Raw genomic sequence first — 17,337 nt, 5'->3', positions numbered from 1 at the left:
TGGGCGTTCCTCACAAAAGCCATCTCAATGGGCAAGACCACGCTCCCCCTCCTCGCTCTGGCTGGCCAGGGCAAAATGGATCGGACCCAGAGGCTCTGCCTGCAAAATCCAGATCAGCTGCTCCTTGCACAGCTCCAGCAGCGCCAGAAAGGTCACCAGCACGCCCATGCGCCCCTCTTCGGCACGCAGCACCTGCTCAAGACGCAGGGTCTGGCCAAGCGAGAGCATGGCGAGGATCTCCGCCATGCGCACCCGGGTCGGGATCTGTTCGCGGCGGATCTGGTGATGCTCAAAATGAGTCGCGCGTTTTACCACACTTTGCATGTAAAGGGCGAGCTCAACCAGCGAAACATCGGGCGCCAGCGGCTTGAGATCGCCAAAATCGGGCGGCAGGGCGGCGGCGATAAAGATCTCCCGCTCCACCCGTGGCAACTCGCTGACCCGCTCCGCCCCTACCTTGTAGCGCTCGTACTCCTGCAGCCGACGAATAAGGGTGACGCGGGGATCTTCCCCCTCCTCTTCGTCCTCCAGCTCGGGGGCCTTGGGCAGCAACAGGCGGGATTTGATCTCGGCCAGCCAGGCGGCCATCAGCAGATATTCGGCCGCCAGCTCCAGATTGAGCCCCTGCATCAGCTCCACGTACTCCATGTACTGGGCGGTGATCTGCAGGATCGGCAGATTGAGGATATCGAGCTGCTGGCGCCGGATGAGGTAGAGCAGCAGATCGAGCGGCCCCTCGAAGGTATCGAGGAACACCTCCAGCGCATCGGGCGGGATGAACAAGTCCTGGGGCAGCTCGTGGTAGGGCTGCCCCAGGACTTTCGCGATGGGAGGTGTGACGCCCGCGCCGTTATCGCCGGTGCTGGTCGTCACAGGATCTGCGGTATCACTCAAACGGGGTCGGGTCTCCGGCACCACGACGGCGCACTACCGGGTCGTCGTCGGAGAAGTCCACGACAGTGGTGGGCTGCTCACCCAGATAACCACCGTTGACCACCAGATCGATCTGCTTGCCCAGCTTGTCGTAGATCTCCTCCGGGTCGAACTCCGCCATCTCTGAATCCGGCAGGATCAGCGAGGTGGAGAGCAGCGGCTCGCCGAGGGCTTCCAAGAGCGCCTGGGCAATCTTGTTGTCCGGCACCCGGATCCCGATGCTCTTCTTCTTCTCGTTCATCAGGCGACGCGGCACCTCTTTGGTCGCCTTGAAGATGAAGGTGTAGGCGCCCGGGGTGTTGTTCTTGATCAGGCGAAACGCGCCGTTATCGACCTTGGCGTAGGTGGCGATCTCGGAAAGATCGCGGCATACCAGAGTGAAGTCGTGGTTGGCGTCGAGCCGACGGATGCGGCAGATGCGCTCCAGCGCCCCCTTGTCACCCATGTGGCAGCCCAGCGCATAGCCGGAGTCGGTGGGATAGACGATAACGCCGCCGTTCTGGATGATCTGCACCGCCTGGCTGATCAGACGCGCCTGCGGGTTTTCCGGATGTACGTAAAAGTGCTGACTCATACCTTGTTCTCGCAATGGGGGCAGCAACATCTGCCCGCTTGATGGCCATGGAGCCGGGCTCCACGGCACTCACTTACTATTCTGCTTTAAAATTCGTCTCTTGCCGCCGGTCAGCGGCTGGCCACCAGAGCGGCATGCTCTTCCTGACTCAGCCCGAAGTGATCGGGAGAGACCAGCCAGAGCGGCGTCCCCTCTTTGGGTAGCCAGAGGTGGCGGCCCAGCTCGGTCCAGTTGGAGGGGAAGTGAAAATCGGACCCCACCGAAATGGCCAGACCATATTCGTTCGCCCACTGGCCCAGATTGGCCCGCACCTGCGGACTCTGCTGGGGCAACGAGACCTCCATGGCATCGCCGCCTGCCGCCTTGAAGGCCACCAGCAACCGCTTGATCCACTTGGCGGTGAGATCGTAACGGCTGGGATGGGCCAGCACCGCCAGCCCGCCCGCGGCGTGAATCGCAGTGATCGCGTCGCCCATCTCGAGCCACTGGGCAGGAGCATACCCCTTGTTGCCCCGGCTCAGGTACTTCTTGAATACCTTTTGCATGTTGTCGGCCACCCCGCGCGCCACCAGCACCCGGGCAAAGTGAGCCCGGGTCACGGCCGCATCACCGGCAAGCGCTTTGGCCTCTTCATAGGTGCCGGGGATGAGGCACTTCTCCAGACGGCGCCCGATCTCCTGCGCGCGCTCTTCGCGGCGGGCCTGCTGGCCGGTCAGAAAGTCGCTCAGCTGCGGATTTTTTTCATCCACTCCCAGCGCCACGATATGGATCTCGTGATGCTCCCAGCCGGTGGAGATCTCGACTCCGCTCACCAGTCGCAGCGGCAGTTGCTCGGCGGCGATGGTGCTGCGAGCCTCATCAAGGCCGGCAAGGGTGTCGTGGTCAGTGATCGCTAACACTTCGACCTCTTTCTCGGCGGCGCGGCGCACCAGCTCTGCGGGGCTCAGCACGCCATCCGAAGCGGTAGTATGACAGTGAAGATCGAATCTCATCGGGTTATTCCGCTCTCGTGGTCAGGTCACCATTCATGAAAAATCGGTGAAAGAAGGCTAAAAAGCGACTTGACTTGGCCGCGGCTTTATCGTTTTCTGTAGGCACTTCATTGCAAACATCTTTTTACAGGACTTTATCATGCAAACGACTTCCATCCTGACCATTTGGTGGTGGCACACTCCCTGACATGCGGGCGTGTGGTCGTTGCTGTACCTGTAAACTGACAGCAAATTAAGAACCCAAAGAAAAAGCCCGCTGACCCCAGCGGGCTTTTTTATTATCCGGCAAATGGAGCTGTGATGAAACCGAGAATTCAGACAAGCGTAATGACCAGGCGATGGCGCCCCTGCTGAAACCGCCAGAACCCACCTCATTTTCAAGGCACTTTTTCAAGGTATTAGACGTCATGAACATCGGTAACACGCATCACACGCAAGGGAACGCACTATGACAGCCACGCACCGCCTTCCTCTGGGTGAATTCGATACCCTCAAACTCAACGCCCCCTATGTGGCCGATCCGCTGGCACTCTACAGCGAGTTTTGCCAGCAGCGCCCCAACACCCTGCTGCTGGAATCGGTCGAGATCGACTCCAAGGCGGGCAAACAGAGCCTGCTGCTGGTCGATGCCTGTCTGCGCATCGAGTGCCGCGGCCGCACCGTGCGGGTACGCAGCCTCAATGACAACGGCGCCCAGTTGCAGAGCCTGCTGACAGAGCGCCTGCCCGCCGCCGTTATCCAGAGCCTGGTGGCCAGCGAGCTGCAGCTCGACTTCCCGGCCTCCGATCGGGAGCAGGATGAAGATAGCCGCCTCAAGGGGGTCAGCGTGCTGGACGTGCTGCGCACCCTGCAGCGGGAGATCGATTGCCAGCTCGGCAAAGAGGCGCTGTTTATGGCGGGCAGCTTTGCCTACGACCTCATCGCCTCTTTTGAAGATCTGCCCGAGGTGCCGGAAGGGAGCAACGACTGCCCCGACTACTGCTTCTACGTGGCCGAAACCCTGATCACCATCGACCATATCGAACGCACCACCCAGCTGATTGCCTGCATCTTTGGCGGCGACAGCGACGAGAGCCGGGTGGAGGACAGATACCACCGCCTGAGCGAGCGTCTCGCCCGGTTCAAGCAAGCCTGCCAACAGGCGCCGCAACAGGAGCCGGTCACGCCAGCCCTGAGTGGCGGCATCAGCGTGGACAAGAGTGACAAGCAGTTCTGCGCCGAGGTGGAGAAGCTCAAGGGCTTTATCCGCCGTGGCGACATCTTCCAGGTGGTGCCGTCCCGCTGCTTCTCCCTGCCCTGCCCCAGCCCCATCGCCGCCTATCGCCGCCTCAAACAGACCAACCCCAGCCCCTACATGTTCTACGTGCAGGATGAGGGCTTCACGCTGTTTGGCGCCTCCCCCGAGAGCGCAGTGAAGTTCTGCGCCACCAGCCGCGATGTGGAGATGTACCCCATCGCCGGTACCCGCCGCCGCGGCTTCAACCCCGATGGCAGCATCAACCGGGATCTCGATGGCCGCATCGAGCTGGAACTGCGTCAGGACGAGAAAGAGGTGGCCGAGCACCTGATGCTGGTAGATCTGGGCCGCAACGACATCGCCCGCATCTCGGAGCCCGGCACCCGCTACGTCAAGGAGCTGCTGAAAGTGGATCGCTACAGCCACGTGATGCATCTGGTCTCCAAGGTGGTCGGCACCCTGCGTTCCGACCTTGACGCCCTGCACGCCTATCAGGCCTGCATGAACATGGGTACCCTCACCGGCGCCCCCAAAATTCGCGCCAGCGAACTTATTCGCATGGTGGAAGGCAAGCGCCGCGGCAGCTACGGCGGCGCGGTCGGCTACATCAACGGCGCCGGCGAGATGGATACCTGCATCGTCATCCGCTCCGCCTTTGTCAAAGAGGGCGTGGCCCACGTACAGGCCGGTGCCGGGGTGGTCTATGACTCCAAGCCCCAGGCCGAAGCGGACGAAACCCGCGCCAAGGCGGCCGCCGTACTGGCCGCCATCGCCGCCAGCCATGGCACCTCCCTGCAAGCCCTGAGCGCCCAGCAGGAGCAACATAAGGACGTGAGCCATGACTAACATCTTCCTGCTCGACAACTTCGACTCCTTTACCTACAACCTCGTCGACCAGTTTCGCTCCCTCGGCTATCCGGTGCGGATCTACCGCAACAGCCTGCCGGCCAGCCGCATCATGAGCGAAATCGCTGCCTGTGAAGGAGACGCCGTGCTGGTGCTCTCGCCGGGCCCGGGCGCCCCCCACGAGGCGGGCTGCCTCATCGACCTCATCAAGCTGGCCCGCGGTCAGGTGCCCATTCTCGGTATCTGCCTCGGCCATCAGGCCCTGTGCGAAGCCTACGGCGGCACCGTCGGCGCGGCGGGCGAGATCGTCCACGGCAAGCGTTCGCTGATTGAGCACAACGGCCACGGCGCCTTCGCCGGTCTGCCGAGCCCGCTGCCGGTAGCCCGCTACCACTCGCTGGTTGCCACCTATGTACCGGAAGAGCTGACGGTGATTGCCCACTATCAGGGCATGCCCATGGCCATCGAGCAGCAGGATGAGCGGGTGCTGGGCTTCCAGTTCCATCCCGAATCCATCATGACCTCGGAAGGGGCCCGCCTGCTGACTCAGGCGCTCGCCCATATCACCCGTCCAGAAAGCATTTTTTCGACACGCGGCGCGCGGTAAGGTAAGGAGACCAACATGCATCATCATCTCAACACCCTCTATCAGGGTCAGTCTCTGAGCCGTGAAAGTACCCGCGACGCCTTCGGCCAGGTGGTACGTGGCGAAGTGGACCCCATAGTTCTCGCCAGTCTCTTGACCGCTCTCAAGATCAAGGGGGAGACCCCGGAGGAGATCGCCGGTGCCGCCGAGGCCCTCTTGGCTGAAGCGCGCGACTTCCCGCGTCCGGACTATGAGTTCTGCGACATCGTCGGCACCGGGGGCGATGGCCTCAACACCATCAACGTCTCCACCACTTCGGCGCTGGTCGCCGCCGCCTGCGGCCTGAAAGTGGCCAAGCACGGCAACCGCTCGGTCTCGAGCAAGTCGGGGTCGAGCGATCTGCTCGACAAGATGGGCATCAAGCTCGACATGAGCCCGGCGCAGGCGCGCCGCTGCCTCGATGAGCTCGGCATCTGCTTCCTGTTCGCCCCCCAGTACCACGCCGGGGTGCGCCATGCCATGCCGGTGCGCCAAGCCCTCAAGACCCGCACCCTGTTCAACGTGCTGGGGCCGCTTATCAACCCCGCTCGCCCCACCTATCAGCTGATGGGGGTCTATGCCCCCGAACTGGTGCGCCCCATCGCAGAAACCCTGCTGGCACTGGGGCTGAAAACCGGTATGGTGGTGCACGGTGCCGGGCTGGATGAAATTGCCATCCACGGCCCGACCCAGGTGGCCCAGATCCGTGACGGCGAGATCCGCGAATTTATGATCACCCCGGCTGACTTTGGCCTCGAGACCTATCCGGTCAGCGCCATTCAGGGCGGTGAGCCTGAAGAGAACCGAGCCATCACCGCCGCCATTCTGGAAGGGCGTGGCACCCCGGCCCACAACGCCGCCATCGCAGCCAATGTGGCGCCGCTGCTGCTGATGGCGGGCAAGGCGAAGGATCTCAAGAGCGCGGCAGCCGAGGTGCTGGCGGTGCTGGCGAGCGGCAAGGCAGCGGATCTGGCTGCTCGGCTGGCTACTCTGAGCCATCAGGAAGCGGGCCATCAGGAGGCATGATGTCAGCCACCACGTTGCACAACAGTCATTCAGAACGCCCACTGGGCAAGAGCCAGTTTCGCAAGGATAACGAGATGTCAGACCTTATTGCCCCCCATGCTTTTCTGAACATGGCCTCCATCAGCCAGACCATTCTCGGCAAGATCGTGGCGGCCAAGCAGGAGTGGGTCGCCGCCCGCAAACTGGCCCAGCCGCTGGAGAGCTTCCAGAGCGCGCTGACCCCAAGCGATCGGGATTTCGTCGGCGCGCTCAAGGCGGGCTCCACCCGCTTTATTCTGGAGTGCAAGAAGGCCTCCCCGTCCAAGGGTTTGATCCGCGACGATTTCAGCCCGGAGGCGATCGCCGACATCTATGGCAAATACGCCACCGCCATCTCGGTGCTGACCGACGAGAAGTTCTTTCAGGGGGATTTTGCCTTTTTGCCGCGGGTGCGCAGCCGCGTATCGCAGCCGGTGCTCTGCAAGGATTTCATGATTGACCCCTATCAGGTCTATCTGGCCCGCCACTATCAGGCAGACGCCATCCTGCTGATGCTCTCGGTGCTTACCGACGAGGGGTATCGCGCCCTGTTCGCGGTGGCCAAGGAGCTGGGTCTGGGCGTGCTGACCGAGGTAAGCAACGAGGAGGAGCTGACCCGCGCCATCGCGCTGGGCGCGCCGGTGATTGGCATCAACAACCGGGATCTGCGCGATTTGAGCGTCGATCTCGCCCGCACCAAACAGCTGGCTAAAGATATCCCGAGCGATCGGGTGGTGATCAGCGAGTCCGGCATCAACCACCGCGCTCAGGTGGCGGATCTGCGCCACCACGCCAAGGGCTTTCTGGTGGGCTCATCCCTGATGGCCGAGCCGGATTTGGAAGCGGCTGTGCGCAAGCTGGTACTGGGCCAGAACAAGGTGTGCGGCCTGACCCGCGCCGAGGATGCCGCCGCAGCCCATCAGGCGGGGGCGGTGTTTGGCGGCCTGATTTTTGTTTCCAAAAGCCCGCGCTATGTGGACATTCCCGCCGCTCGCGCCGTGATGGCGGGCGCACCGCTCTCCTACGTCGGGGTATTTCGCAACGCCCAGCCCGCCACCATCGTCAAGACGGTGGAAGCGCTGGGGCTCGCCGCGGTGCAGCTGCACGGGGATGAAGATGCCGCCTATATCGAGGGGCTGCGCGCGCTGCTGCCGGCTGGCTGCCAGATCTGGAAAGCGGTAGGCGTCTCTCTCGGCAAAGAAAGTGGCGAGCCGCTGCCTGCCCTCGACTATCCGGCCGATCGTCTGCTGCTCGATACCAAAGTGGGCAGCCAGAGCGGCGGTACCGGCCAGGCATTTGACTGGGCCATGCTGGCCACGCTCGACAAGAGCAAACTGATGCTGGCGGGCGGCCTTAATCCCGACAACGCCCTGCAGGCGGCGCAAGTGGGCTGCCTCGGTCTTGATTTCAACTCCGGGGTGGAGAGTGCCCCGGGCCAGAAGGATGCGCACAAGATTGCAGCCGCCTTCGGCGCTCTGCGCCAACTGTGAAAGAGCGCTACGAACCCGCTAAACACATGCACCAAATGAATGAATCGCTTAAGCCTATAAATACAAGGAATAGTCTATGACCCTGCTCAACCCGTTTTTCGGTGAATTTGGTGGCATGTATGTGCCCCAAATCCTTATCCCGGCCCTGCTCCAGCTGGAAAAAGCCTTTGTCGATGCCAAGGATGATCCGGCCTTTATCGCCGAGTTTCAGTCCCTGCTGACCGAGTATGCCGGTCGCCCGACTCCGCTCACCCTGACCCGCAATCTGACCAAGGGCACCAAGACCCGTCTCTATCTGAAGCGTGAAGATCTGCTGCACGGCGGCGCCCACAAGACCAACCAGGTGCTGGGTCAGGCGCTGCTGGCCAAGCGGATGGGCAAGAGCGAGATCATCGCCGAGACCGGTGCTGGCCAGCACGGCGTGGCGACTGCGCTGGCCTGCGCCCTGCTCGGCCTCAAGTGCCGGGTCTATATGGGTGCCAAGGATTGCGAGCGCCAGAAACCGAACGTATTTCGCATGAAGCTGATGGGCGCCACCGTCATTCCGGTGCACTCCGGCTCCAGCACCCTGAAAGATGCCTGCAACGAGGCACTGCGCGACTGGGCTGCCAACTACGAGTCGGCCCACTACCTGCTCGGCACCGCCGCCGGCCCGCACCCCTTCCCCACTATCGTGCGGGAGTTCCAGAAGATGATCGGCGAAGAGGCCAAGGCCCAGTGCTTCGAGAAAGAAGAGCGCTTGCCCGATGCGGTGATCGCCTGCGTCGGCGGCGGCTCGAATGCCATCGGCATGTTTGCCGACTTTATCGATGAGCCGTCGGTGCGCCTCATCGGCGTCGAGCCAGGTGGTCACGGCATCGAGAGCGGCGAGCACGGCGCACCGCTGGGTCACGGCAGCAAGGGGGTCTTCTTTGGCATGCACTCCTACCTGATGCAGGACAATCAGGGCCAAATTCAGGAGTCCTACTCCGTCTCGGCGGGTCTCGATTTCCCCTCCGTTGGCCCACAGCACGCCCATCTGGCCGCCATCGGCCGCGCCGAGTACCCCTCGGTGACCGACAAGGAGGCGCTGGACGCCTTCCAGGAGCTGGCCAAATCCGAAGGCATCATCCCGGCACTGGAGTCCTCCCACGCGCTGGCCCACGCCCTCAAGATGGCCCGCAGTGAACCGGAAAAAGAGCAGGTGCTCATCGTCAACCTCTCCGGCCGTGGCGACAAAGATATCTTCACCGTGGCTGACATCTTGGAAACAGAAAGCATCGAGAAAGAAGGAACCTTGTCATGAACCGTTACGCACAACTCTTCTCCCGTCTGGACGCGGCCAATCAGGGCGCCTTTGTGCCGTTCGTGATGCTGGGTGACCCCACCCCTGAACTCTCGCTGGCCATCGTCGATGCGCTGGTTGCAGGGGGTGCCGATGCCCTCGAGCTCGGCATTCCCTTCTCCGATCCGGTAGCGGATGGCCCCACCATTCAGGGCGCCGCCCTGCGCGCCTTTGCCAGCCACACCACTCCGGACGACTGCTTCGAGCTGCTCGGCCGCATCCGCGCCAAGTACCCGCAACTGCCCATTGGCCTCCTGGTCTACGCCAACCTGGTCTATGTGCGCAAAATTGACGGCTTCTACGAGAAGTGCCAGCAGGCGGGCGTGGACTCAGTGCTGGTTGCCGACGTACCGGTGCAGATGTGCGCCCCCTACAAGGCGGCCGCTGACAAGTTCGGCATCGACAGCATCTTTATCGCCCCGCCCAATGGCGACGCCGAGACCCTGAAACAGGTGGCGGAGCTCGGCAATGGTTACACCTATCTGGTGAGCCGCGCCGGCGTCACCGGTGCCGAGACCAAGGCCGGCATGCCGGTGGAGGGGCTGATCAATACCCTGCGCGAGTTCAACGCCCCCCCCGCCCTGCTCGGCTTTGGCATCAGCGAACCGGCTCAGGTGCGTGAAGCGATCGCAGCTGGCGCCGCCGGAGCCATCTCCGGCTCTGCCGTGGTGAAGATCATCGAGACCCACCACCAGAACCCGGAACATATGCTCACTCGTCTGAAAGAGTTTGTGGAAGGGATGAAGGCTGCGACCAACCGATAAGTGGCGGCATGGGTCACATGCCATTATCCGTAGTGATCCGGCTGCGTATCCACATTACGCATAGCAGCCATCGTTGCATCACCGCATCAAAGGGAGCCTGACCGGCTCCCTTTCTTTTTATCGCTTGTCCCAGCTTGCAGCTCTCGGCGTCTTGCCCCCTCTCCCTCCGGGAGAGGGCTGGGGTGAGGGCGGCTTTGCATTTCATGCCAAATGAGTTGCTCTCTCAACCCACGCCTTAATGACTAATTTATTGATCCAACACAGATTCCCGCCAAAACACGCTTCTCAACGCACCACCCTCCCCCTTAAGATACCCGAATGACAATCAACCTCTCGGAAGAACGCCATGACAGCGATTGTTGCTATCTCGCAGGTTAAAAGCAGCGGGCTGGGGGCTGAAACCCAGGGGCGGTAGCGTTGTAAATACTCACTATTACCGATACCTTCACTGTTTATTTAGGTAGTGCGTAGCAGCATTAGTAGTGATCGTGTTAAAAGAGGATATTTACCGAATATATTTATGTATTAAAGGGAGCTCGGTAATATTATTACTTGAATTTTCTCATGGTGAACCTTAGGGAAAATATAGTTATATTGAAAGCGATTTTCATAAAATTAACGGCACCTTCAACTCAATAAACCTCAAGAATAAAAAAGGAATGAATATGTCTGAACATATGACACAAATTTTTAATTTTGATAATATCATACAAGGAGCGCTTGGGTCTGGGCTATTTGCTTTAATACTCTACATACTCACAGTAGCTATACGATACTCTATCAAGCACACTATATTGTTCAGCAAAAAGACAAAACGAGAGTTACTAAGCAATGAACGCCTTAGATATCAAGGAATTACATCTGATGATATGAACTTTACGAACCTCACAACAACTGCACTAATCTATATTAGTCTCAATTTTTTCTTTAAAGCTGTCACTGCTCTAGTCTTAGGGTATTTTCTAAGCTATTTTAATGAAATGTTTAAACACATTAGTTGCTTGTTCTCACTATACTATTTATTTCTAGCTGTTGATTCAGTCAGAGACTTGCACTCCCAAGATAAAGATGAGTTATTGAAGCGACTAAAAGAAGTTAAGGCCAAGATTGCAGAACTTGATAAAGCCTCCTAGCAAATCACTCAAACTGTAGTACTCTAATCATCACTGATATCCTTTTAGGAAAAAATTTGGGACACCCACCTTTCTGAGCAAGGCGTCACATAGCCAGAATCAAAAAGATGGGTGTCCAATTTTTGATTTTTTACTCAACCACGATATATCCAGAACCCTTCCCAATCCCACGCCTACCGCCCCCTGCCCCACACCCGCCATCCCATCAACACCAGCATCAATACAATCCCCGGCAGCCAGACCCAGTAGAGCTCGGAGAGGATCACCGCCTCGCCCCGGGCGGTGAGATAGGCCTCCAGCTTGAAGGGGGCAACCCGGATCACCTGCCAGGGGGCAAAGAAACGCTCGTCCCGCCACGGCCAGAGCCAGCCAACCCCCTTGCCGCCGGTGGTGAGGGAATCGAGCAGGCTGTGGGAGAGTAGCGAGACCAGCAGAAACGACCAGACGGTGGCGGCGCTGGCCCTAAACTGGCGGTGAAACAGCGTGACCAGTGTGGGCAGGGCAAAGGCAAACAACAGGGAGTGGGTAAAGCCGCGGTGGCCAAAGACATGGCCGTAGGCGACCCCCAGTTTAAAGGCGAGCACGTCGGCATCGGGCAGCATGGCGATGGCGACACCGGCCAGCAGCAGGCGTGGCGGGATAATCCGGCTGCCAAGCCCCAGTCCAAGACAGAGAGGGACAGCGGCGTGAGTGACTATAGTGGGCATAGGATAAAGCTCCAACTGAAAACGTGAGCCTACCCTACCCCCGCTCGGTGAAGTGAAGGTGAAGTGCACCCACTGTATTGGTTCGCTGTTAGCTAAACGCAGCTCCCATAGCCTTGGTGCGTTAACTTGAAATGTTCATTTAACAGCGGCTGACATGCAGAACGGGATCGTGATAAGTAGTCTCTTCGATTCACATCACAGGGACAGTGGCAGCGATGAATGTACCAAAAAGCCTCGTGCGGATTGCGAGCGTTATCAGCCTTTGGTTAATGACAGGATGCATGGCAGAGGCCGCCTCTGCGCAGCCGCAGCAAGAGCCATACGCGCTGATCTATAACGGGCCGGTTTCTGATGGGGATAGCACGAAGGCGATTGCGGATGTGGTCAAGCAGGTGGGCTTGCCGGTCAGGTATATCTCCAATATCGGGGCGCTGCCTGCAGAGCTCAATAATGCCAGGGTGTTTATCGTTGGCGGTACTGAGGACGATGTGGAGCCGCTCCTCAAGGCGTTTACCCCGCAAGCGCGTTCGGCGTTAAAAACCTATTTGCTAAGCGGTGGCCGATACCTCGGGATCTGTGGGGGGGCATTTGTGGCATCCACCGGCTGGTCTGAAGAAGAGGGCTTTGTATCGGCGCTGGGCCTTGTTCCTGCGACATCCGATGATTATGACGGCGACTTTAGCGCCAGGATCTTCCCGATCAGCTGGCTTGGTGAAGAGCGCCAGATGTATTACCAGGCCGGCCCGCAATTTACGCCGGTGCCAAGCCCCGAGCAGGTCAAGGTCATCGCCCATTTTCAAAACCATCAGATTGCCGCGCTGATCAGCTCATACGGCAAAGGCAAGGTGGCCGTTTCCGGGCCACACCCCGAAGCCCCCGAATCGTGGAAAGAGAATGCGGTGGGCGGCGACAAGATGGAGTCGAATATTCATTTATCCGTTGGACTCGTCAACGAGTTGCTCTCCGAAGAGCCCGTTACCCATTCGAAGTAGGCGCATCCCTACGCCCCTGGATTTGCTCCCATTGCTCGGCCCGGAAGTCAGGGTACCCAATCAGCCGCGATCCATAAAAAACCACCGACCTGCAAAAGGTCGGTGGTTTTTTTATCGGTGGCAGATAACGGGTAGCCGATACAAAGGGTTCGCTACCTCAACTTTCGCCCGGGAGCGAGCACTACTCTTCCTGCACCTGCGGTTATCTCCTTGTGTGAACGCGTAAAGAGCGGCTAACGACGCGTTGACCAACCTTTAAAGGAAAATGCTGCGCCGTTGCCAAGTGAGGCGTACCGGCAGATTTGCGGGGTGTTGCTGTGCCCATGATCACACAGTCACAACTCTCACCCTCCTCTCACCGCGCCCCCGCTTTTTATCATCTAGAGTTAGCGGGCAGTCCAAAGCTGCTGATTTATATACATTCGCCGCCAAGAGGGATCTTTTTTCATGACCGAGCATATCGATCTGCTACCTATCAGCACGGATGATGAGCAGGACGCAGGCAACCGTTACCTCTACTACACCGAAGGGGATCTGGCCCGCATTCTCGCCAATCTGGAACAGCTGCGCCATGCGGTGTTTCCGGCCGCCATCGGAGAGAGCGAAACGGGCGCCGCCGTGCCCCACAACTTTCCGTCCGTCTGTCTGGTAGGGCTGGGACGCTGCGGCTCCAACATCGCGCAAGATGTGGCCTCGCTGGTCTACAACGCCCGCAGCTTTTATCTCAATGAGTTCAACAGTGAAGAGCAACGCAAGCGGGAAAAGGAGTTTGGCCCGGTGAGCTGGATCCGGCGCAATCTGCGACTGCCAAACAACGGGGCCCGGCCGGTCTTTCTGATCGAGCCCATGGTGATGCTGGGGGATCTGGACAAGGACATCGATGGCCGCATCCGCCACTCCAATCGCAGCGGCGAAGGTGGCTCCTTGCGTGACTACGCCAAGATGCGGGTGATGGACTTGTCAGAGATCCACGCGGGAGGCGCGGGTAACGCCCCCATCCTTGGCCAGTATCTGGCCAAGATCATCCTCAACAAGAGCCCCCACTACTTCGCCAACTCCGAGTGGCAGGCCATTCATACCTATCTGGTGGACTCCTGCGGCATCAAGGCCAACCAGTCCCGCCTCTATTTCTACATCTTCAGTGCCGGGGGCGGCACCGGTTCCGGCATGGCCTCCGAGTTCGGGCTGGCCCAGCAGTACTCCTACATGAGCAAGACCTTTTCACCCCCGTCAGAAGAGGAGGAGCACCTCTCCCTCGGGGAGCACTTCATGTTCGACCCCATCTTCACCAGCGGCATCTGCATCCTGCCCAATATCTGTGATCGGGGTATCGAGATCTCGGAAGCACTGCACATCAACGCCGGGCGCCTGCTGTGCAAGTATCTGGCCGAGGAGTGGGACTTCTCCTATCACTTTGACAACGAGCAGGCGTGCGATGCCAGTATGCTCAAGCGGATCAGGCCCTGGAATGCCATGATGCTCATCTCCAACGACATCATGCGCTACGCCGAAGAGAGCGACGATGGCGAGATCCAGCATGTTGATGTCAACACCATGGAGAAGTACGCCAACCAGTACATCTCCCAGCAGATCTTCAACATTCTTACCGCTCAGGCCGTCACCACCGACTACGATGAGAACTACTTTCGCCGGGCGGGCATCGACATCAGCGAAACCATTCGGCTCGATGCCAACGACCTCTTTATGAGTCTGGCGGGGCCGGTGGCGGTGGCATATGCCGAGTCCATCTCGCCCCCCGGCGGCCTGTTTGACAAGGAGGGCGGGCTCAATGTGGACGATCTCTTCACCCGTTCCATCGAGCTGCCTCACTTCAACAAGATGACCCAGGCCATCGAGGGGATCAGTCTGCTGCCCATCGAGGCGGGCAACTATCGGGAGTATCTGGACGACTATGTGAAAAGTGGCCATGACCCGGCCCACCTCAACGAGCTGCACTTCTTCAAGAACTGCTCCTCTGTGGTGTCGATCATCTCCCTGCCCAAGGAGTACAAGCTCTCCTATATGGATCTCAACCGGCTCAAGTCTCACCTCAACGGGCTCTTCCCCAACACCACCCTCAAGCGCTATGCACTGGTCATCGGGGCGTCGGCCAACATCTCCCTCACCACCCTGATCGTCAAGAGTCCCTGCCTGAGCGATGACTTCCTGACCCTGATCGTGGCCTTTATCAAGCGCTGCTTTGCCAAGGATCACTATCGCTTCGATGAACATCTGGACAAGGCGGTGATCGAGATGATCAGCAATGAGGAGTGGAACGACACACTGCTCGACAGCATGCTCAACGAGTTCGAGAATCCGGCCAAGATCCTCGACACCAACTGGTACGCCATCAAGCCCATGTATGAGAAGAAATATCGGGAGCTTATCCGCGAGAAGGAGAAGTTCGTCTCCATCAACGATATCCGCCTCAGTCGCGAATCGGTGAAAAAGGCGCTGCTCTATCTGCGGGAGATTTATCGCCACCGGGTCAGCAAGACCCGGATCCTCTCCCTCAACCCAAGGTTGGGGGAAGCGAACTCTCGCTAGCACCCTGCCCATAAAGCAAAGCGCCCGCCCCAGATGGGGCGGGCGCTTTTTTACTGGCGCAGCCTGGCTTTATCTCATCAGAGGGAGACAAAGATCCCGGCCAGGGTGGCGCTCATCAGGTTGGCCAGGGTCGCCGCCAACACTGCCTTGAAGCCCATATTGGCCACATCGTGACGGCGTTCCGGCGCCATGGTGCCGATGGAGCCAAGCTGCACCGCAATGGAGCCCAGATTGGCGAAACCACAGAGGGCAAAGGTGATGATGATCTGGGTGTGGGCACTCAGGTCAGCCTTGATATTGGCAAAATCCAGATAGGCGACGAACTCGTTCATGATCACCTTCTGACCAATCAGGGATCCTGCCGCCATCATCTCGCTGGCGGGCACACCAATCAGCCAGGCCACCGGAGCGAAGAGATAACCCAGCAACTGCTGCAGGGAGAGATCGGCCCAGCCAAACCACTCGCCAACCGTGGTGAGACCGGCGTTGATCATGGTGATGACGCTGACAAAGGCCAGCAGGATAGTACCGATGGCCACAGCGATCTTCATGCCGCCCATGGCGCCGCCCGCCAGTGCGTCGATGGCGTTGCTGTAGTCGCTCTTGTCGAGGGTGATCTCGGTCTGATCGCTCACCTGCTGCTGCTCCGGCACCAGCAGTTTGGCCATCAGTAGGCCACCCGGCGCCGCCATAAAGGAGGCGGCGATGAGGTATTTCAGATCCACACCCAGACCGGCGTAACCGCCCAGTACCGAGCCCGCCACCGAGGCCATGCCACAGGTCATCACTGCGAAGAGTTCGGAGCGGGTCATACCGGCGAGGAAGGGGCGAATAAGCAGCGGCGACTCCCCTTGCGACAGGAAGATATTGCCGGTGGCCACCAGTGACTCGGCGCGGCTGGTGCCGAGCAGGCGATGGATGGCGCCGCCCAATACCCGGATCACCCACTGCATGATGCCGAAGTGGTAGAGCACGGCGATCAGCGCGCTGATAAAGATCACCAGCGGCAGCACCCGCACGGCGAAGATAAAGCCGTTGCTGGCGAGATCGCCAAACACGAAACGGATGCCGCTGTCGGCAAAGCCGAGCAGGGCGGAGACGCCATTACTCATGGCACCGAGCATGATTTGTCCGGGGGGGAAATAGAGCACCAGAGCAGCAAAACCGGTTTGCAGGGCGAGCGCACCCAGCACGGTTCGCCAGCGGATGGCTCGGCGGTTTTCACTCGCCAGCCAGGCGATAAACATCAGGGCCAGCATACCGACCAGACTCAATAACAGTGTCATCTTGCACCTATGAAGAGAGGAGTTTCATATGGCAAGTCTGCAGACAGGCGTCGCGGGCGATCCGGCGGGAGAGGTGCCGACCCACGCGACACGCAGACCACAAACCTACAGGTTAGTGGCGGGTCCCATCCTGGGGTCATTCACGTTCCGGGTGACAGCATGTATCGGGTGACGCCAGCGCCGTCGCAGGGGGAGATGCGGCCGGGTGGCAGGTCGGGCGGCGATGGTACAGTGATCATCGTCACAGAAAAAGCGGTAAAACGATTGGCCGGAGTAACTTTTTCAACTTGTTCACACAACGAAACAGAGCCAGCGTGATGCTGGCCCTGTTTCAATCAGTACTTGAGTACTCAGATGATTACTTGAGGCGCTTGCCGCTCGCATCCACCACCTGCTCGCCATCCTCCTTGGCAAACGCTCCTTTTTGCTGATCGGGCAATATATCGAGCACCAGTTCCGACGGGCGGCACAGCTTGGTGCCGAGGGGGGTGACCACGATAGGCCGGTTGATGAGGATGGGGTGGGCCAGCATGGCATCGATCAGTTCATCATCGCTGAAACGATCTTCCGCCAGCCCGAGCGCCTCGTAAGACGGCACGTTCTTGCGCAGCAGATCCCGCACCGGCATGCCCATGGCGGCGATCAGCGCCACCAGCTGGTCACGGGAGGGGGGAGTCTCCAGATAGTGGATAACCGTGGGCTCGACGCCGCTGTTGCGGATCAGCTCCAGGGTGTTGCGGGAGGTACCACATTCCGGGTTGTGATAGATGGTGATTGCACTCATTTGCGTGTCTCTCATTAATCAAGTGAATAGAAAATGGATTGCATCAGTTCGCGGCCATC

General features: G+C 59.5%; 15 protein-coding genes. 9 read left to right on the top strand and 6 right to left on the bottom strand.

Translation table 11 applies throughout. The features are described from left to right. Positions 1 to 24: 24 nt before the first annotated feature. The 3 genes from NOM67_RS09185 to NOM67_RS09175 all read right to left on the bottom strand — a co-directional run bounded on the left by NOM67_RS09185 (position 25) and on the right by NOM67_RS09175 (position 2,499). Positions 25 to 894: a ScpA family protein gene (locus tag NOM67_RS09185; RefSeq protein WP_041208297.1), complete on the bottom strand. Its 870-nt coding sequence runs from the start codon at positions 892 to 894 to the stop codon at positions 25 to 27. Beyond that, complete coding sequence (locus NOM67_RS09180) at positions 887 to 1,507, bottom strand: L-threonylcarbamoyladenylate synthase (protein ID WP_041208296.1); 621 nt, start codon at positions 1,505 to 1,507, stop codon at positions 887 to 889. Before NOM67_RS09180 ends, NOM67_RS09185 begins: the two co-directional genes overlap by 8 nt. A gap of 110 nt (positions 1,508 to 1,617) precedes the next feature. Then, positions 1,618 to 2,499 carry a PHP domain-containing protein gene (locus NOM67_RS09175; protein WP_255936251.1) on the bottom strand — a complete coding sequence of 294 codons (882 nt, stop codon included), beginning with the start codon at positions 2,497 to 2,499 and terminating at the stop codon, positions 1,618 to 1,620. A gap of 448 nt (positions 2,500 to 2,947) precedes the next feature. Here NOM67_RS09175 and NOM67_RS09170 point away from each other — a divergent pair, with 448 nt between their 5' ends. The 7 genes from NOM67_RS09170 (at position 2,948) to NOM67_RS09140 (ending at position 10,962) form a co-directional block, all read left to right on the top strand. Then, positions 2,948 to 4,582: an anthranilate synthase component 1 gene (locus NOM67_RS09170; protein ID WP_255936249.1), complete on the top strand. Its 1,635-nt coding sequence runs from the start codon at positions 2,948 to 2,950 to the stop codon at positions 4,580 to 4,582. Further along, positions 4,575 to 5,189, top strand: a complete 615-nt coding sequence (locus NOM67_RS09165; protein ID WP_100646427.1) for an aminodeoxychorismate/anthranilate synthase component II — start codon at positions 4,575 to 4,577, stop codon at positions 5,187 to 5,189. Before NOM67_RS09170 ends, NOM67_RS09165 begins: the two co-directional genes overlap by 8 nt. Positions 5,190 to 5,204: 15 nt before the next feature. Next, positions 5,205 to 6,233 carry an anthranilate phosphoribosyltransferase gene (gene trpD, locus NOM67_RS09160; RefSeq protein ID WP_042032441.1) on the top strand — a complete coding sequence of 343 codons (1,029 nt, stop codon included), beginning with the start codon at positions 5,205 to 5,207 and terminating at the stop codon, positions 6,231 to 6,233. Continuing rightward, on the top strand, positions 6,233 to 7,741 hold the full coding sequence (gene trpCF, locus NOM67_RS09155; RefSeq protein WP_255936243.1) for a bifunctional indole-3-glycerol-phosphate synthase TrpC/phosphoribosylanthranilate isomerase TrpF: 1,509 nt from the start codon (positions 6,233 to 6,235) through the stop codon (positions 7,739 to 7,741). Before trpD ends, trpCF begins: the two co-directional genes overlap by 1 nt. Before the next feature lie 76 nt (positions 7,742 to 7,817). Next, a complete protein-coding gene (trpB, locus tag NOM67_RS09150) occupies positions 7,818 to 9,026 on the top strand; it encodes a tryptophan synthase subunit beta (protein WP_159163166.1) in 1,209 nt (402 codons plus the stop codon). Beyond that, positions 9,023 to 9,829, top strand: coding sequence for a tryptophan synthase subunit alpha (trpA, locus tag NOM67_RS09145; protein ID WP_042032437.1), 807 nt, complete (start codon positions 9,023 to 9,025; stop codon positions 9,827 to 9,829). Before trpB ends, trpA begins: the two co-directional genes overlap by 4 nt. 665 nt (positions 9,830 to 10,494) lie before the next feature. Beyond that, complete coding sequence (locus tag NOM67_RS09140; protein WP_255936237.1) at positions 10,495 to 10,962, top strand: hypothetical protein; 468 nt, start codon at positions 10,495 to 10,497, stop codon at positions 10,960 to 10,962. 173 nt (positions 10,963 to 11,135) lie between these two features. Here NOM67_RS09140 and NOM67_RS09135 read toward each other — a convergent pair whose 3' ends face one another. Continuing rightward, positions 11,136 to 11,669, bottom strand: coding sequence for a metal-dependent hydrolase (locus NOM67_RS09135; protein ID WP_255936235.1), 534 nt, complete (start codon positions 11,667 to 11,669; stop codon positions 11,136 to 11,138). Positions 11,670 to 11,884: 215 nt separating this feature from the next. Between NOM67_RS09135 and NOM67_RS09130 the strand changes: the two genes are divergently transcribed. Both NOM67_RS09130 and NOM67_RS09125 read left to right on the top strand, forming a co-directional pair. Beyond that, positions 11,885 to 12,661, top strand: a complete 777-nt coding sequence (locus tag NOM67_RS09130) for a BPL-N domain-containing protein (RefSeq protein WP_255936233.1) — start codon at positions 11,885 to 11,887, stop codon at positions 12,659 to 12,661. A gap of 447 nt (positions 12,662 to 13,108) precedes the next feature. Next, entirely contained in the window at positions 13,109 to 15,208 is a 2,100-nt protein-coding gene (locus NOM67_RS09125) for a hypothetical protein (protein WP_255936231.1), read from the top strand. A gap of 77 nt (positions 15,209 to 15,285) precedes the next feature. On the opposite strand, the gene NOM67_RS09120 is transcribed toward NOM67_RS09125, so the two are convergent. Next, the gene (locus tag NOM67_RS09120) at positions 15,286 to 16,494 is read right to left on the bottom strand and encodes a NupC/NupG family nucleoside CNT transporter (protein WP_021230483.1); all 1,209 of its coding nucleotides are present in this window, start codon (positions 16,492 to 16,494) and stop codon (positions 15,286 to 15,288) included. Positions 16,495 to 16,852: 358 nt separating this feature from the next. After that, a complete protein-coding gene (arsC, locus tag NOM67_RS09115; protein ID WP_255936221.1) occupies positions 16,853 to 17,278 on the bottom strand; it encodes a glutaredoxin-dependent arsenate reductase in 426 nt (141 codons plus the stop codon). Between the last annotated feature and the right edge of the window lie 59 nt (positions 17,279 to 17,337).

The organism is Aeromonas sp. SG16 (assembly GCF_024436135.1).
GTDB lineage: Bacteria > Pseudomonadota > Gammaproteobacteria > Enterobacterales > Aeromonadaceae > Aeromonas > Aeromonas jandaei.
This window is presented reverse-complemented; position numbering and strand designations above follow the sequence as displayed.

What these genes read in the sequence shown, in the direction of transcription:
- NOM67_RS09180 (WP_041208296.1), bottom strand. Translation starts at nt 1,507, where the DNA reads ATGAGTCAGCACTTTTACGTACATCCGGAAAACCCGCAGGCGCGTCTG.
- NOM67_RS09175 (WP_255936251.1), bottom strand. Translation starts at nt 2,499, where the DNA reads ATGAGATTCGATCTTCACTGTCATACTACCGCTTCGGATGGCGTGCTG.
- NOM67_RS09170 (WP_255936249.1), top strand. Translation starts at nt 2,948, where the DNA reads ATGACAGCCACGCACCGCCTTCCTCTGGGTGAATTCGATACCCTCAAA.
- NOM67_RS09165 (WP_100646427.1), top strand. Translation starts at nt 4,575, where the DNA reads ATGACTAACATCTTCCTGCTCGACAACTTCGACTCCTTTACCTACAAC.
- trpD (WP_042032441.1), top strand. Translation starts at nt 5,205, where the DNA reads ATGCATCATCATCTCAACACCCTCTATCAGGGTCAGTCTCTGAGCCGT.
- trpCF (WP_255936243.1), top strand. Translation starts at nt 6,233, where the DNA reads ATGTCAGCCACCACGTTGCACAACAGTCATTCAGAACGCCCACTGGGC.
- trpB (WP_159163166.1), top strand. Translation starts at nt 7,818, where the DNA reads ATGACCCTGCTCAACCCGTTTTTCGGTGAATTTGGTGGCATGTATGTG.
- trpA (WP_042032437.1), top strand. Translation starts at nt 9,023, where the DNA reads ATGAACCGTTACGCACAACTCTTCTCCCGTCTGGACGCGGCCAATCAG.
- NOM67_RS09140 (WP_255936237.1), top strand. Translation starts at nt 10,495, where the DNA reads ATGTCTGAACATATGACACAAATTTTTAATTTTGATAATATCATACAA.
- NOM67_RS09135 (WP_255936235.1), bottom strand. Translation starts at nt 11,669, where the DNA reads ATGCCCACTATAGTCACTCACGCCGCTGTCCCTCTCTGTCTTGGACTG.
- NOM67_RS09130 (WP_255936233.1), top strand. Translation starts at nt 11,885, where the DNA reads ATGAATGTACCAAAAAGCCTCGTGCGGATTGCGAGCGTTATCAGCCTT.
- NOM67_RS09125 (WP_255936231.1), top strand. Translation starts at nt 13,109, where the DNA reads ATGACCGAGCATATCGATCTGCTACCTATCAGCACGGATGATGAGCAG.
- NOM67_RS09120 (WP_021230483.1), bottom strand. Translation starts at nt 16,494, where the DNA reads ATGACACTGTTATTGAGTCTGGTCGGTATGCTGGCCCTGATGTTTATC.
- arsC (WP_255936221.1), bottom strand. Translation starts at nt 17,278, where the DNA reads ATGAGTGCAATCACCATCTATCACAACCCGGAATGTGGTACCTCCCGC.